Source organism: Psychrobacter sp. Ps2, assembly GCF_022129405.1.
Classification (GTDB): domain Bacteria; phylum Pseudomonadota; class Gammaproteobacteria; order Pseudomonadales; family Moraxellaceae; genus Psychrobacter.
The window spans coordinates 57832-74628 of sequence record NZ_JADQAM010000034.1 but is presented as its reverse complement, the minus strand read 5'-3'; the positions used below and the strand labels follow the sequence as shown (position 1 = coordinate 74628).

14 protein-coding genes are annotated in these 16797 nt (G+C 42.2%); 8 read left to right on the top strand and 6 right to left on the bottom strand.

What is annotated here, in order from left to right:
- Window positions 1-130: 130 nt before the first annotated feature.
- Together I3254_RS02810 and I3254_RS02805 are read right to left on the bottom strand one after the other, a co-directional pair.
- A complete protein-coding gene (locus tag I3254_RS02810; protein ID WP_238050986.1) occupies window positions 131-904 on the bottom strand; it encodes a hypothetical protein in 774 nt (257 codons plus the stop codon).
- Window positions 905-1123: 219 nt separating this feature from the next.
- Window positions 1124-1435, bottom strand: a complete 312-nt coding sequence (locus tag I3254_RS02805; protein WP_057761426.1) for a YhbY family RNA-binding protein — start codon at window positions 1433-1435, stop codon at window positions 1124-1126.
- Window positions 1436-1769: 334 nt separating this feature from the next.
- Between I3254_RS02805 and I3254_RS02800 the strand changes: the two genes are divergently transcribed.
- The 7 genes from I3254_RS02800 (at window position 1770) to I3254_RS02770 (ending at window position 9424) form a co-directional block, all read left to right on the top strand.
- Window positions 1770-2402, top strand: coding sequence for an SAM-dependent methyltransferase (locus I3254_RS02800; RefSeq protein ID WP_057761424.1), 633 nt, complete (start codon window positions 1770-1772; stop codon window positions 2400-2402).
- Window positions 2403-2803: 401 nt separating this feature from the next.
- Window positions 2804-4699: an ATP-dependent zinc metalloprotease FtsH gene (gene ftsH / locus I3254_RS02795; protein WP_057761422.1), complete on the top strand. Its 1896-nt coding sequence runs from the start codon at window positions 2804-2806 to the stop codon at window positions 4697-4699.
- 164 nt (window positions 4700-4863) lie between these two features.
- Window positions 4864-5757, top strand: coding sequence for a dihydropteroate synthase (gene folP / locus I3254_RS02790; protein ID WP_238050984.1), 894 nt, complete (start codon window positions 4864-4866; stop codon window positions 5755-5757).
- Window positions 5758-5883: 126 nt separating this feature from the next.
- Window positions 5884-6165: a succinate dehydrogenase assembly factor 2 gene (locus I3254_RS02785; RefSeq protein ID WP_057761419.1), complete on the top strand. Its 282-nt coding sequence runs from the start codon at window positions 5884-5886 to the stop codon at window positions 6163-6165.
- Window positions 6166-6217: 52 nt separating this feature from the next.
- Window positions 6218-6676 carry a hypothetical protein gene (locus tag I3254_RS02780; protein ID WP_238050982.1) on the top strand — a complete coding sequence of 153 codons (459 nt, stop codon included), beginning with the start codon at window positions 6218-6220 and terminating at the stop codon, window positions 6674-6676.
- Between the two features lie 241 nt (window positions 6677-6917).
- The gene (locus I3254_RS02775) at window positions 6918-7631 is read left to right on the top strand and encodes a YidB family protein (RefSeq protein WP_238050980.1); all 714 of its coding nucleotides are present in this window, start codon (window positions 6918-6920) and stop codon (window positions 7629-7631) included.
- 335 nt (window positions 7632-7966) lie between these two features.
- On the top strand, window positions 7967-9424 hold the full coding sequence (locus tag I3254_RS02770) for an anion permease (RefSeq protein WP_238050979.1): 1458 nt from the start codon (window positions 7967-7969) through the stop codon (window positions 9422-9424).
- Between the two features lie 157 nt (window positions 9425-9581).
- Here I3254_RS02770 and I3254_RS02765 read toward each other — a convergent pair whose 3' ends face one another.
- The 3 genes from I3254_RS02765 to trmB all read right to left on the bottom strand — a co-directional run bounded on the left by I3254_RS02765 (window position 9582) and on the right by trmB (window position 13664).
- Window positions 9582-10673, bottom strand: coding sequence for a regulatory protein RecX (locus tag I3254_RS02765; RefSeq protein WP_238050977.1), 1092 nt, complete (start codon window positions 10671-10673; stop codon window positions 9582-9584).
- 40 nt (window positions 10674-10713) lie between these two features.
- Window positions 10714-11766 carry a recombinase RecA gene (gene recA, locus I3254_RS02760; RefSeq protein WP_238050975.1) on the bottom strand — a complete coding sequence of 351 codons (1053 nt, stop codon included), beginning with the start codon at window positions 11764-11766 and terminating at the stop codon, window positions 10714-10716.
- Between the two features lie 1058 nt (window positions 11767-12824).
- Window positions 12825-13664, bottom strand: coding sequence for a tRNA (guanosine(46)-N7)-methyltransferase TrmB (gene trmB / locus I3254_RS02755; protein WP_238050973.1), 840 nt, complete (start codon window positions 13662-13664; stop codon window positions 12825-12827).
- Window positions 13665-13865: 201 nt separating this feature from the next.
- On the opposite strand from trmB, the gene I3254_RS02750 reads away from it, so the two are divergent.
- Complete coding sequence (locus tag I3254_RS02750; protein WP_238050968.1) at window positions 13866-14795, top strand: DUF2628 domain-containing protein; 930 nt, start codon at window positions 13866-13868, stop codon at window positions 14793-14795.
- Window positions 14796-14828: 33 nt separating this feature from the next.
- Here the strand turns inward: I3254_RS02750 and I3254_RS02745 are convergent, their stop codons facing one another.
- A complete protein-coding gene (locus I3254_RS02745; protein ID WP_238050967.1) occupies window positions 14829-16715 on the bottom strand; it encodes a monovalent cation:proton antiporter-2 (CPA2) family protein in 1887 nt (628 codons plus the stop codon).
- Window positions 16716-16797 lie beyond the last annotated feature (82 nt).

The following is a 16797-nucleotide window of genomic DNA, read 5'->3' as shown; positions in this document are numbered from 1 at the left end:
TGTGCTTTTTTACTTAGTTTACAACGGGTTATCTTCATAAAAGTAGTCTAGCATAGTGCTTATCTACTACAGCCCCATAATTATATCTAAGAATAGCTGTATTTAAATGAGTACAGCTCATACAACCAAATCAAAGCTCAAACTTTGGCCAATAGTCGCGATTGTGAAAATCAGGCGGGGAGGCATGGCCCGAGGCAAAGTATAAATCAGTTTTGCCAAACCATAAGATGACGCAAGGATGTATTTGTTCAATCAGCATGTTTGCAATAGCGTATTGTTGATTCGGTAGCTGCGTTATAGGTAGGCTAAAGCTGCGCTCATAATGAGCAGGTGTCTGCACTGCCGTTAAAGTGCTAGATAGTAGGCTTGCTACTGTTAAAGATGTCAAATCCTTATGGTTATTCCAACCAATAGATACGCGCGTGGTTCCATCAGTCTCGTACAACGGTGCAGGCGGTAGTACCGCAGGGTTACGATAGCTCACAAATTGATAAAGTGCGTAACGACCATCAGGACTCGCATTAATCTCTATATAAGCAGTTGTTTGCTGAAATGATATCTTGTGCGGTTCTGTCTGGTGAGGTGCCACGATATCTTCAGCATCAGTCTTACAGCCCGCAATCTCACTGCCAGCAATAAAACATTCAAGGCAGGTTTCTTCCCATAGGTAATCAGTTAAATTTACTTGGGTTTTTTGCCATGTTGGCCAATTGAGTTGGTTTGCTAAAGTTTGGCTAGGCAGAATCACTTGATAGGTCAGCCCCAGTTGCAAAGCTGGTTGCTGGATGATCTCTGCACTTACTTTGATAGAGATATTCTCAAGCGCTTCTATAGACACGCCTAATTGCTGAGCGTCTTTTGCTATCGTCTCGGTGGCTAGACGGAGGTTAAAAGCTTGTTTCATTATGGGTACATCTCGACGGTAATAATAAAGAGGTGATAGTGACAAGAGAAAGTATACTGATTAAGGGCACTAATACTATATGGTAAATATAACCGAGACTATCGGAAAACATAAAAGCCGCGAGCAATAAGCGTCGCGGCCTTTGTATTTCATTATCGTTTGGCTATGATATAAGTGAATATAAAACCCAGTCACTTAATGCCAGTCTATCATGACATATTACTGCGCGTGACGTGCTAGGTTAGACAGTTTTGGGTTGGCATTTGGGTTTTTGCGTAGTAATAATGCCATACGACCAATAGAGTGAACCAAAGACGCATTAGCCGCTTTAGCAAGTTCAGCGCCAACGATGTCACGCTCTTCTTTTGTACCAGCAGGCAATTTCACTTTGATAAGCTCATGATCTGTTAGCGCGCGATCGATTTCTTCAGTGATGGTTGGGGTAATACCTTTGTTGCCGATCATAACGATAGGCTTTAGCTCGTGACCGATGCCTTTTAGACGTTTGATGGTAGCGTTATCGAGTTGCATAGAATTCCTAAGTGTTGGTAAAAATAAAAATGGTACTGTCAAAAACAGTTATTGATCATTATAGATAATCTGTGACCATCTTGCATGAGATCAGCAGGATTTTGCACGATTTTACGTGACGAAAATGTTAAACTGAATGTTTGGTACATTATAAACGCTACTGCCTTATAAAACAGTTATTTAACCAATAGAATTTGGTCAGTTTGCAACCAACCATGAATAAGAAATCTGATTAACACTGTATTTAGAATAATCTGCAACGGATTAATATCAGTTTGTAAGTGATAGCGCAATTAAAGCAGCTAGATTTAGTAAAGCAATAGGAGCAGGTATTTTGGCCACGCGTATCGAAAACAAAAAACTATCAAAGAGCAGCAGTGCTTGGATGAAAGAGCATATTGACGATCACTATGTACAAAAAGCTCAAAAAGATGGCTACCGTGCCCGTGCCGCTTATAAATTATTAGAGATTAATGAAAAAACCAACCTGATCAAAAAAGGCATGACGGTCGTCGATTTGGGCAGTGCGCCTGGTAGCTGGTCACAAGTCGCTGGTCGATTGGTAGGTGATGATGGTATCTTGATTGCCTCTGATATTTTGGCGATGGATACCTTGCCTGATGTGACCTTTATTCAGGGTGATTTTCGTGAAGCTGAAGTGTTTGACGCCATTATGGCAGAAGTGGGTGATAGACAAGTCGATGTTGTATTGTCTGATATGGCACCCAATACCGCTGGAAACAGTGCTATCGATCAGCCACGTATGATGTATTTATGCGAGCTGGCAGTGGACTTCGCGCTTGCAACCTTACCAGAAGGTGGCGCACTTATTATGAAAGTGTTTCAAGGTGAGGGTACACAAGAATTACGCAAGCAGATGCAGCAGGATTTTAGTAAGATTCGTAGTATAAAGCCAGGTGCGTCACGACCACGCTCAAAAGAGATGTTTTGGATAGCGATTAAATAGTTTTAATATCAATAGGTTGCTGCTCTTGTAAGCGTGAGGGTAAATCACCATAAAGTGTTATTATCGCGATATAAAAGCTGCGTCAATTGTTAAAGGAATAATCGTGAAACCTGCTTGAATTATGCGGGTTAGCACCACATATCATGGTATATTACCTTTGTTTTTAGCATACGTTTTAGGCAAAGTCGTCTGATAATAAGCGTTTTACAAGCTCAATGATCGTATATCTATGTTTATCTCATACTGATTATTTATAAAAACAATTTTTATGCTACCTATAAATCATATAAGTTTAATTTAGCAGCTTTTTATTATCGGGATATTCGTTAAAAATGAGCAATACGTTTATAGACGTCACGTGTTTAATAAACACACCAATAAGTAAGGGATGGGAATAACTAGTGAGCGACATGGTAAAAAATACCTTATTGTGGCTGGTGGTAATCGGCGTTTTGGTGCTGGTGTTTAGCGGCTTTGATCAATCTTCTGAGCCGGATAACCTTAACTACTCTGAGTTTGTGACCGCAGTGTCAGAAAACCAAGTAGCCAGTGTCGAGATCGACGGCGAACAGATCACCGGCGAAAAGAAAAATGGCTCATCTTTTGAGACCATTAGACCAGCTGTGTCAGATGACCAGCTCATGCCAATGCTACGTGAGAACCAAGTCGAAGTTCAAGGAACTGCACCAAAGCGCCAAAGCGTACTAATGCAACTACTGATAGCCAGCTTCCCAATTCTATTGATTATTGGTCTGTTCTTATTCTTTATGCGTAACATGCAGGGCGGCGCTGGCGGTAAAGGCGGCGGCCCAATGAGCTTTGGTAAATCAAAAGCGAAAATGCTGACTGAAGATCAAATCAATGTTAACTTCGAAGATGTGGCCGGTTGTGAAGAAGCCAAAGAAGAAGTTGTTGAAGTGGTTGAGTTCTTACGTGATCCAGACAAATTTACCAAATTGGGTGCAACGATTCCTCGTGGTATCTTGATGGTAGGTCCTCCAGGTACGGGTAAAACGTTGTTAGCGAGAGCTATTGCTGGTGAAGCTAAAGTGCCGTTTTTCTCAATCTCAGGTTCTGATTTTGTTGAAATGTTCGTCGGTGTTGGTGCATCACGTGTCCGTGATATGTTCGAACAGGCGAAGAAAAGCGCTCCTTGTATCATTTTTATTGATGAGATTGATGCAGTCGGTCGTCATCGTGGTTCCGGTATGGGCGGCGGTAATGATGAGCGCGAGCAGACATTGAACCAACTATTGGTTGAGATGGATGGTTTTGAAGGTAATGAAGGCGTTATCGTCATTGCCGCAACTAACCGTGCTGACGTACTTGATAAAGCATTACTGCGTCCAGGTCGTTTTGACCGTCAGGTGCAAGTAGGCTTGCCGGATATCAAAGGCCGTGAACAAATCCTAAAAGTCCATTTGAAAAAGCTGCCAAACACGATCAGTGTAGATGCCAGTTCTCTTGCTCGTGGTACGCCTGGATTTAGTGGTGCACAGCTTGCCAACCTTGTAAACGAAGCTGCATTATTTGCCGCGCGTCGTAACAAGACCAGCGTCGATATGAATGACTTTGAAGATGCCAAAGACAAGCTATATATGGGTCCTGAACGCAAATCAATGGTAATCCGCGAAGAAGAGCGCCGTGCCACTGCATATCATGAAGCGGGTCATGCGTTAGTAGCTGAGCTATTGCCAGGTACAGATCCTGTGCATAAGGTTACTATTATGCCGCGTGGCTTTGCCCTTGGTGTCACTTGGCAGTTGCCTGAGCATGATCAGACCAGTATGTACAAGTCGAAAATGTTGAGCGATATTGCTATTTTGTTTGGTGGTCGTATCGCCGAAGAAGTGTTTATCAATCAAATGTCAACGGGCGCTTCGAACGATTTTGAGCGTGCTACTAAAATGGCACGTGCGATGGTCACGAAGTACGGGATGTCTGATGCACTTGGTATTATGGTGTACGAAGATGATGACAACTCGCAAGGATATTTCGGCGGTGGTGGACGTACGATTTCAGAAGCCACACAGCAGAAGGTCGATGAAGAAGTGCGTCGTATGTTAGAAGAGCAATATGATATCGCTCGTGAATTGATTGAAGCCAACCAAGACAAAATGCATGCGATGGTTGATGCACTTATGAACTGGGAAACCATTGATCGTGACCAACTGCAAGATATCTTAGCAGGTGAAGAACCGCGTCCACCAAGAGTTTATCAGCATAACGAAGTAAACTTATCGAAAAACGACGTTAAAACAACGGGTGCTACACCGCCACCATTACCAGCGATGTAAGTGCTAGTGTATTCATGTTTTATAAAAAGCCCTTTATGATAGAGGGCTTTTTTATTGTCATCATTTTATGAAGGATTTAGAACCCCATAAGATTTACTGGTATCATAAGCGTAGATAACAATAACTAAAGCTGCATTATAAATTTTACTTGTGATGGATTATTCATGTCATTATTCCAATCTTTACCCAACTATCAAGTGTCTAGCCGTGATAAAACCTTAGATTTGTCGCAACCGCATATCATGGGTATCCTGAACGTAACGCCAGATTCATTTTCAGACGGTGGGCAGTTTAATGCAGTAGATAAGGCCGTCGCTCATTGTCAGCAGATGATAAGTGAAGGCGCTACTATTATCGATATCGGTGGTGAATCTACTCGCCCAAATGCGCAAACTGTGGCAACTGATGAGGAGATGCAACGAGTTGTGCCGGTGGTTCGAGCCATTCGTCAGCACTGTGGTGAAAGTATTTGGTTATCGATTGATACTAGTAGCCCTGAAGTCATGCAGGCAGCATTTAATGAAGGTGCTGACATTTGGAACGATGTACGAGCACTGAAACGTACTGGTGCGGCAGAGCTGGCGGCTAAGCTTGATATACCTGTGATGCTAATGCATATGCGCGGTGAGCCAACGACAATGAATAATCTGGCACAGTATAACGATGTGATCGATGAGGTGCATACGGAGCTGATTGACCGGATTAACGAAGTAGTCAGCATCGGCGTCAAACAAAGTAATATCATTATCGACCCAGGTTTTGGTTTTGCCAAAAACTATGAACATCATTGCGAGCTATTAAGTCAGCTGAGTAGCTTGCAGACATTAGGACTGCCGATGATGTTTGGCATTTCTCGTAAGCGTTTCTTGGCAGAAGTATTGACCAAAAGTGGAGCTGAAGCTGTGAGTACGACGCAAGCGGTAGAGCGTGATTCGGCAGGAACGGCAGCTGGGCTATTTGCCTTACAACAAGGCGCAAGTATCATTCGTACGCATAATGTGGCGATGATGCAGCAAGCAGTGGCCTTATGGAGTCAACTGTCAGTATATCGTTGTTAATTTCATTCTACATGTCCAAATGCATAGTGAGATTTCAAGACTATAAATATTCTATACGCTATGTTTAACGTCTATTTTTAAACTATCTAAACCAATAAAACTGTCTCAATTAATAAGAGTAAATCTATGACAAGTACAACTCAGCCAGAACCAACCAACGAACAGCGCCGTATTATTTATCAAGCTCGCCGCGGATTAAAAGAATTGGATTTTTATATTGATCCTTATGTCAAAGAGTTGTATCTGACAGCAGATGCTACTGAGCAAGCAACATTTGCAGAAATGCTCACTCATGAAGACCCAGACTTGCTAGACTATTTTACCAATCAAAATCGTCCAGAAGAGGACGACATCTGGGCGTTGGTCAATAAGATAAAAACATGGCGCCATACCAAAGACTTGGTTTAGCTCTTAAGGTATGGGTCGGCACAATATCTAACGTTTCCCATGGTACGCTTATATGACGCCAGCAACCTCGCTACGTATTGATACAACTATTAAGCCTGCCAGTTATTTACGCGCGCTGCTATATGTAGGCTTGACTAGTGTTATGATGATATTGGCATGGTTTGCGTCTTTGGCCTTATGGCAGTATCTACTGATCTTAATAGTCTCAGCAGCGGTCGCAGGTTATCTGATTATATCGAGACCGATACTGTTACATATTAGTCAGCCATCGCTCAGTCAGCGTGTCGATAAAGAATGGCAATTACTGATACGAACGGGACGCGGCGATGAGTTATGGCAAGCAGAGTTAATCGATATACATCGCTATCAGTGGGCGATGAGTGTCGAGTTCGATATCGTTGAGCCTCATCAAAGAACGTTTTCGACTACTGTATTTCGCGACCAAGTAAATCACGAGCAATGGCGACAGTTAAATATTTTAGCCAATACCAGTAAGGGTAATACTAGATAACTGGTTATCTACTGGTCTTAGACTTCTCCTTTTACGATGAAAAATCTCTACACGTCATAACAAAATAGCTATCTCAAAGGACAAATAGGTTTGTTATATTAAAATCTGTTATATTAAAAATAGAAAATAAAACTCGTAATTTTGCTGTCCCGTTATTAAAGAACATATAGGCAGATATGAGGTTTCACAATTTTTAGCAGTATTTTTGTACTAAACAATACGATAAAAAGAGGAATAGATAATGAGCTTATTAGGGAATTTAGTGAGCCAAGTGGCACGTAGTGCAATGAGTCCAGACGACGCTCAGCGCAATCCAGTTAACCAACGTACTGAAACACGGCAGACGGGCGGATTAGGTGATATTTTAGGTAGTGTGCTGGGCGGTGGCAGTCAGGCAGGTGGTTATAGCCCTCAACAAAATAGCCGTCAAGCAGATAATGGTTTTGGCTTAGATGACATCATTGGTGGTCTCACGGGCGGTAGTCAGCGCGGCGGTATGAGCTCAGGTGCTGGCGGACTCGGTGATATTTTAGGTAGTGTATTAGGTGGTCAGCGTACTAATAGTGGGTTTGGTGGTAAAGGTATGCTCGTTGCAGCATTGATGCCTATGGTACTTAGCTGGATCAAACGTAATGGTGGCTTGAGCGGGGCATTGTCAAAAATCACTGGCATGGGCTATGAAGGTCAAGCACGCTCTTGGATGAGTAATAACGAAGCAAACGATAATTTAAATCCAGACGAAATTAACCGCTTATTTGATGAAAACGAAATTCAGCAAGTAGCCGCTCATACTGGTGCTAATGAAACTGAAGTAAGACAGGGACTTGCTGAGCTGTTGCCTGAGGTAATGAATCAGCTAACCCCTAATGGCAATCTGGATAATGAGTCTGAGGCCAATGAAGAGATAGATCAAATCATTAGCCAGCTATCTAGTCGTCTGGGTAATTTTAAGTAGTCTTTTATAAGTTAGGTTTCTATTCACAAAACCAGTTATCTTGATAAAAATCTAACAGAAAACAGCCCGTCATTAGATGGGCTGTTTTTTTATTACTTGTAAATGAGTACCGTATTTAACAGAAAACTCATTATGAATTTATCTTTTAATCTAAATGGATATGTTAAAAATAGTAAACAATGGCGTAAGGATTCTATAAATCTTATAGAATAACTAGGACAATCACTTCAGTTATGGCAGTAACATGTGTCATCTTCAAAATCTTAAGGTAAAAAATCTTAAGGTAAATGTTCTGTCTATTTACTCGTCTAATGATTCTATAAGGATTTTTATTTATGCCATTTAAGCCTGTTCAAGCGGCTATTGCTATTTTAGTTGGTTTGATAATTTGGTTTGTCATCCCAGTACCAACGGGTGTCACACCAGAAGCGTGGCATATGCTGGCACTATTCATCGCTACTATCGTTGCCATTATAGGAAAAGCACTACCTATTGGCGCGATTGCAATTATTGCAGTTACTTTAGTCGCGTTGACAGGCGTAACTAGTGATAGTCCGAAGCAAGCCATTAGCGATGCATTATCTAGCTATTCAAGCCCTTTGATTTGGCTCATTGGTATTGCGGTGATGATATCACGTGGGTTGATCAAGACAGGACTGGGTCGCCGTATCGCTTATTATTTCATTTCTATCTTTGGTAAAAAAACCATTGGCGTGGCTTATTCCTTGGCCGCTGCTGAGCTGATGGTTGCACCCATCACACCTTCTAATACGGCGCGTGGTGGTGGTATTATTCACCCTATTATGAAATCCATTGCGCAGAGCTTTCACTCGACACCAGAGGAAGGTACTCAAAACAAAATTGGTCGCTATTTAGCGATGGTGAATTACCACGCCAATCCTATTACTTCTGGTATGTTTATCACTGCTACGGCTCCCAATCCTTTAGTCGTAGAGCTGGTCAATAAAGCAACAGGTGGCGATATTCAGCTGTCATGGACAACGTGGGCAGTAGCAATGTTTATACCTGGGATGCTTTGTCTAATCGTCATGCCATTAATTATTTATATGATCTATCCACCTGATGTCAAAGCAACACCTGATGCAAAAAACTTCGCAAAAGATAATCTGACCGAAATGGGTCAGATCAGCACCCATGAAAAAATAATGCTCGGTGTATTTGGTCTTATGTTGGTATTGTGGGCTAATATTCCTGCGTTAATTTTGGGTGAGCAGTATAGCGTTGATGCCACCACAACCGCCTTTATTGGCTTGACGACATTGATATTGAGTGGTGTATTGACGTGGGATGACATTCTAAAAGAGAAGTCTGCATGGGACACCATTGTTTGGTTCGGTGCACTGATTATGATGGCCGCCTATCTGAACAAGCTTGGTTTGATTAGCTGGTTCGCGGGCAATATTGAGTCTCTTATTGGAACGACTGGGGTAGGTTGGATAGGTGCAGTGACAATTCTGACCTTAGTCTATTTATATATACACTATTTTTTCGCTAGTACTACCGCCCATATTACTGCACTATTTGCAGCATTTTATGCGGTTGGCCTGACATTAGGCGCGCCGCCAATGTTATATGCTTTAATCTTAGCTGCAGCGGGTAACATCATGATGACGTTGACCCATTATGCGACTGGTACGGCCCCTGTAATTTTCAACTCGGGTTATGTGACGTTGAAAGAGTGGTGGGGTATTGGTGCGATTATGAGCGTAGTTAACTTAGTCATTTGGATAGGAGCTGGTTTAATTTGGTGGAAAGTGCTTGGTTATTATTAATAAGCCATCTAAATCTATAGTCATTCCACTATAAAAGTATTACCGCGCTAACCTCGCTTGAAGTATTTAATGTACATCTATACTAAGTTGCCTTGTACTACTTTTAAATTGAATCGACTACACTGTTTTACCTAGTCAATTTATAGGTGAGTATTGGCTAAAAACGCTCATCTAACGTGTCTAGCGTATAGTTAAGCGCGGCAAAGCATATATCGGTATTAAACCCTCTATATTGTAAAAATCGTAGCTGCTTGGCTTTTTCCTTTTGCTCAACTGGTATCTCATTACCGTATTTTTTGGTACGTGCTATCACCGCCAGTTTTAGCCAATCTACACCATCGACTAGGTTGTCTGCATCATCATCTACAAACTCACTAAATTCATCAGACTCAGTATTTGCCATATCGATTAGCTCATCGATGTTACCTGGCATAGCAATCTTCTTGCGATAGAATTCTTGTTTGATCCGACCACGTCCGCGGCCTTTGCGAATGTTCTCACGTATCAGCATTAGGGTAGTGCGGTAATCACTCTGATACCCTTTCTCTTCAAACTCATCAAGTAGTGCGTCAATTTTCTCTGGGTCTTGCTCTTTGTCGATCAGCTTTTGCTTTAGCTCAGCCTTACCATATTCACGGCGTGATAAATAATAAAATGCGAGCCAACGCAATCGACTTTCAGCTTTAATCGCATCGATTTCTGCTTGTTTTTGTTCAGGGGTTCGTAAGTAGGCTTTGAGCGCGGCTGGTATGTTATCGTTTTGGCTGTCTGTTTCACTAACATTGATAGCAAAAAGCTCAGCTTCATTTTCTGAGTTTTTGGATAGTGGCTCAGTGCTATCACTAGAACCAGTTGTCAAACCATCACTGATTTCGTCATTATGAATGTCGAGTTTGACTTCTGCCAGCATCTCTTTGATGGTTTGTGCTTCAGGTGGTTGATATGTAGGGGCGTCACTAGGCTCAGCGGTAAAATTGGCCGCTGGATGAAAACGCTTTTTACGTTTTTTAGATTTAGAAGTTTTCTTTGACTTAAGAGAGGAGTCTTCAAAAAACGCTGTATCAATAGTAGCGTCATTCGTGACTGAATCATCTTTACTTGAACGGATAGTCCGTTTACTGTATTTCTCTGGTTTTTTAGACTCTTTCGTATGAGAATTCTTGGACGGTTTTTTTAATTTGCTATCAACAGAACTAGCTGAGTCGGCACCCGACTCAGCTAGAATTTCAGCTAAGGTTTTAATTTTCATAATGAATCATAGTGACTGACAACGGTTAATCGTTAAACCATTATTGTACAGGTTCAGAAGCCTGTTCTGCTTCTTCAGTTTCTGAGGCTTTGCTATTTTTCTTTGTACCAAGCTTTTCGTCACGAATCTTGTCTTCGATTTCTTGAGCAATGGCAGGGTTCTCTTTTAAGAAAAGCACAGAGTTGGCTTTACCTTGACCGATTTTTTCGTCGCCATAGCTGTACCAAGATCCTGCTTTGCCAACGGCTCCAATCTCTACACCTAAGTCAATGACTTCGGCTAAGTGGTTCGTACCTTCACCGTAAGTAATTTCAAACTCAGCTTGGCGGAAAGGTGGTGCCATTTTATTTTTAATGACTTTGACACGGGTCTGGTTACCGATGATTTCATCACCGTTTTTGACCGCACCAATACGGCGGATATCCATACGTACAGAGGCGTAGAATTTCAGCGCGTTACCACCAGTCGTAGTCTCAGGGCTACCGAACATAACACCGATTTTCATACGGATTTGGTTAATAAACACCACCATACAGTTAGAGCGTTTGGCGTTACCAGTGATTTTACGTAGGGCTTGGCTCATCAGACGCGCTTGTAGACCCATGTGTGAGTCGCCCATTTCACCTTCAATCTCGGCACGTGGCGTCAAGGCGGCTACTGAGTCAATTACAATCATGTCGATCGCGCCTGAGCGTACCAACATATCGGTGATTTCAAGTGCTTGCTCGCCATTGTCAGGCTGCGAGAGCAATAAGTCATCAGTATTTACCCCAAGCTTGCGTGCATAGACAGGGTCAAGCGCATGCTCAGCATCGATAAAGGCACAGGTACCGCCTTGCTTTTGACATTCTGCAATAGCTTGCAGGGTCATCGTCGTTTTACCTGAGCTTTCTGGGCCGTAAATTTCAACAATACGACCTTTTGGTAGACCGCCAATGCCAAGCGCAATGTCTAATCCTAGAGAGCCTGTAGAGACCACGTCGACATCCATAATGGCCGAGTCATCGCCTAGATGCATGATGGTGTTTTTACCAAATTGCTTTTCGATTTGACCTAATGCCGCTTTGAGGGCTTTGGCTTTATTGTCGTCCATATTGGATTCCTTGTTTTCGGTAGTTAAGTTGATGCTATAAATAAAATATTGGTACTGTTAAAACCTTTGGCAAACGCATACTGACTGTTATGAAGTCGGCAATTATTGTCTGGCTGTTTTATCAAAAAATAGGTTGTCACGTGACTGGTATAGGTAGTAGTATCGAATGTATCGTTCTACTATACAGTAAAATTAAATAGCGAAAGAAGTAAAAATAAGTCCGTAATACACTGTCGTTATCGTTGTTTTTAAGTCAGACTTGGCGTGCTAATTACTCGACTCAACTTCTTAACGCTGTTGATTTGATAAGGTAATTATAACAAAAGCAAAGCACTATAATGAGCGTTGAGGGATGCTAGACGACACTATCTGTCGTATGGTATGACGCTGAAAATCTATAGAAATGATGCGATAGGTCGCTGTTGTTTTGAACCTGATAATGACTATGCTTGTCAATAGATTTAGGAGTTGTCCACAACAAATAAAAGGCTTATTTTTGCTAATTGTGAAACATTATGAAGAATTAAATTATTTTAAAAATTATTTAAAATAATTTTTTATGTGTGTGAATTTAATATAAGTATTTGATTTTAAAGGTTTTATAAATTGTACAAAAAATGAACGATTTTACCTTATCCTTTAAGTTGCTTAGCTATAAAGTTGTCAAGTAGTGACTTATGCACAGGGTTATCCACAGCTTATGGGGAGAACTCTGTAAAGCCTTATAATACATAAGTTTACGTAGATTATTAGTGCTAGGAACGGATTCTATATTTTTTTTCTAATCACTTTAAAGAAGCAGTTTTGTCTACAAACAACGCTATGAGCGCTATGTTTCACAAATTATAAATTTATCTTTTTTTATGCATAGTCATACTATAGGCATTAAAAGTCAGGAGTATGACTCAAGATATACACCTAAGATGTCAGTAGACATAGTTATGCATAGAATGTCTAGTATTTTTAGAGATATTTTCTATAGCCTATAGAAGGCCACAAAAAAGCGGCTACATCAGATAGCCGCTTTGTCAAAACACTTAAAAGTAGAGCTGTATTAATCAGTCTTTGATATAGATCAAATCCCAGACGCCATGCCCACGATCGAGGCCACGACGCTCAAACTTGGTCATTGGACGAAAGTCAGGACGCTCAGTGAAATTACCTTTACCTGCTTTGTTGGTCAATCCAGCGAAACCATCTAATACTTCAACCATCCAAAATGCATAATGCTCCCAGTCAGTTGCTGTATGGAACCAGCCGCCTTGTTTTAAGCTGCGCGTAACGATGGTCATACGTTCAGGACTGACAAAACGACGCTTATAGTGACGCTTCTTTTGCCATGGGTCAGGGAAGTATAGCTGAATACGGTCGATATGGTTTTCTGGTAGCTGCTTGAGCAATTGAATAGCATCACCGTTGATGATTTTTACGTTGCTCAAATTTTGGGTGCCAGCCATATACGCACATTTACCAATACCAGGCTCATGCACTTCTACACCGACAAAGTTACGAGTAGGGTCAGCGGCCGCCATTTCAATAAATGAATCACCCAAGCCAAAACCAATCTCTACCGTAAGCGGCGCATCTGGACCGTTAGGGCTATCAGCAAATAACGTACGTAAGTTGTCAATACCGGTAAGATCGCCATCACCAAAACTGTTATTGACCAAATACTCAGAAAACTCTGGAGCAGTTAATGCAAGCTCAGCGTTTTTGTTCATATGCGTACGGCGCTTCATAAACGTATTGACGATGCGGATATGTTTGTCAGAAGTCGGTTCTATCTCTTGGCTAGTGCTGTTATCGATATCGATAGGCTCGCTTGTGCTATTAGGGGTTTGCTCATCAGTAGTATCGGTACTATTGACGTTGTCATTGATATCAGAATGTTGACTCATAGGATTCGTAAGGCTTAATTAGGTGGGTGATGTTTGCTTATTATAAGTCAAATCCATACAACTGTGAACGGACAATCCTATTTTCGCGTATTTGCTGGTCGGTGCTGTGGTTTCTCTATGTTACACATTGGTTTTGGCGTTATCATATAATGGTATTTTTCAAATGCTTTTTCTAAGAGTCAGCAAGTAGAGCGTGTTGCCATGTTATTTATCGAGACCGATTCACCGCCACCATTTTATCAAGAGTCGTTAACACCTGCTAAACGTAAGCAGTTAGACAAGTGGTTCATCGGTAACCGTACCCAGCGTTATTACCTTAAACGTTTTGAGCAGTTTGATCAGCAAGGTTATCTGTCGCCAAAATGGCATTGGGCTGCGTTTTTTATCACTTTTCCTTGGTTGCTATATCGCAAGCGCTATATGGATGCGATTGTCTATAGTGTCGCAGGGTGGTCTTTTATTCAGCTTAATGTCGCGTTGGTGCTAGTCGCCTTTGAGTTTGTAGCGATGTCCTATGTACCAGATGCTTATCAGATGGCAACACGTATCGGTATTGCCGCTGTTATTTGGCTATTTTGGTCGTTTATGGTGGCACGCTGGACAGATGCGTATTACTACCGAATGGCAAGGCGTGAGATCGCTGATGCGATAAATGACCATCCGCGAGATGAGGCAGCACAGAAGGCACATCTGCAAAGAGAAGGTGGTGTTAGCTTATTTGGACTAGCATTAGGGTTTGGTTTTTTTGCGTTTTCGCTATTGGTGATTAAGGTGCAGTTTTTACCGATTATTGCCAAGCCAAAAGCAAACGAAGTGTTGTTTGATGCTTATGATATTGCAAAGAATGCCCAAAATCGAGTGGCGTTGATTTATCAACAGACAGGGCAGTGCCCAGTAAATCTGCCCCTGAGTACCGAGCAGCAGCAAATACGCATGCATGTCGATACTCAGGCTGCTGGCGTGACAGAAACTGACTGTGCGGTAGTGGCAACGATTCAGAACGTGACGTTTCCAATACGCTATTTAAACGAGCAGACGCTGGTCTTTTATCATATACCGGATAGTGATAACTGGAATTGCACCAGCTCACTGAATAAAAAACAAGCCCCTAAAAACTGCATGGCTGATTAGGGGCTGTATCTATCTAGTATGTGCTAGCATTTACTAGTGTTTGGAGTCCATTGCAATATCATTCTTTTCATCAACTGGTGTTGCTTGGCTCTTTAATGCCTCGTAAAAATCAGTCAAATCCATCTTACGTGCTTTGCCAATGTCTTCATCAAACAGGCTTTCAAGCTCTGCCATCGCTGACTGCTCCGACTCAATCATGCTGGCTTCATCATCATAAATGGCTTGCTGACGTTCAATCAAATCATCATCATAATCACGGAATGTTTGCACTGTCTCACGCGCTTTTTCTGGTGAGATACCTAATAACTGTAGTGATTCGCGTGACATGTCCAAAGACGACAAATAAGTCTCACGCCAAATGTGCCGCACGCCAACTTCACGCAAACGATAATAGTGCTGACGGTCGCGTGCTCTTGCCAATACAATCAGTTCAGGGTAATTCTTACGAAGATACTGAGCGGTAGTGATGGAGCGCTCTAAGTCATCGATGGCAAGAATAAATACACGCGCTTTTTGAATACCTGCCGCTCTTAAAATCTCAGGGTTCTTTGGGTCGCCATAATATACTTGGTTACCGAACTTTCTTACAAAATCTACTCGGTTTGCAGAGCGTTCGATAGCGGTAAATTCGATATTATGCATGCGCAGTACACGGCCAATAATCTGACCAACGCGGCCAAAGCCTGCAATAATGACCTGATGCTCATGATCGGGAATGGTATCGTATTCGCGGCTCGGCTTGCTCTTGGCAAATAACGGCTCACCTACCTTTTCTAACAACAAGAATGCCAGAGGTGTCAGCGCCATCGAGATGGTAACGACAAGATTAAGAGTATTGGCAAGCTCGGGACGTAAGACGTTTTGAGCAGTGGCGACACTGAATAGGACAAAGGCAAACTCACCACCTTGAGCTAGGGTTACGCCCAATCTGATACTGGTTGGCCAGCGATTGCCCGATACTTTGGCAATACCTGCAATCACTGCAAACTTGATAAACATCAAGGCGAGTGCGCAGCCAATAATAAAGATGGGCTCTGCCAAAATGAGTTTGACGTCGGTAAGCATACCGACTGACATAAAGAACAGACCTAACAGCAATCCTTTAAAAGGTTCGATACTGGCTTCTAATTCGTGACGATACTCAGAATCTGCTAACAACACACCTGTCAAAAATGCACCCAACGCCATTGATAGACCGATTTGGCCCATCAAGATAGATACGCCCATCACGATAAATAGGGCGACCGCTGTCAGTAGTTCTGATGCACCACTGGAAGCCACAAATTTAAAGAATGGTCGAACCACATAACGGCTGGCAAAAATGAGACCTGCAAAGACAGCAAATACTTTACCAAAATAAATCAAATCGTAGCTTTGCTCACGCACCCCTGATAAAAACGGAATGACTGCTAACAATGGAATGACCGCAATATCTTGGAATAATAAAATAGTGAAGGCTTCTCGACCGTGCGTGCTCGAAAGCTGCTGTTTTTCAGTCAGTATCTGTAGTACAAACGCAGTAGAAGATAGCGCTAAACCAAAACCAACAATAAAGGCAGTATCTAGTTGTAAGGAGAAAAACTGGTGTAGGAGCCACATCAGTAGCGTACCAGTCAAACCGACCTGCAAACCGCCCAATACAAATATAGAGCGGCGCAATGCCCAGAGCCGCGAAGGCTGTAACTCAAGCCCGATAATAAAAAGCAGCATGACCACGCCAAACTCTGAAAAGTGCAATAGACTTTCAGCGTCGCCTGCCACATCCAAGCCACTTGGGCCCAATATGAGTCCAGTGATAAGGTAGCCTAAAACCGTTGCAATGCCGAAGCGTTTACCGAGAGGGACAAAGAGCAATGCTGCTCCCAAAAAGATAGTGGCTTGCAACATGAGATTTGGTGAGCCGGCGGCGGCAGCAAACATCTGGGCTCCTTAAAAATTTGAATAAAATACACAATATAAAATGGACGTGACTAAAATCAGTATGACTAAAACGATATCGCGC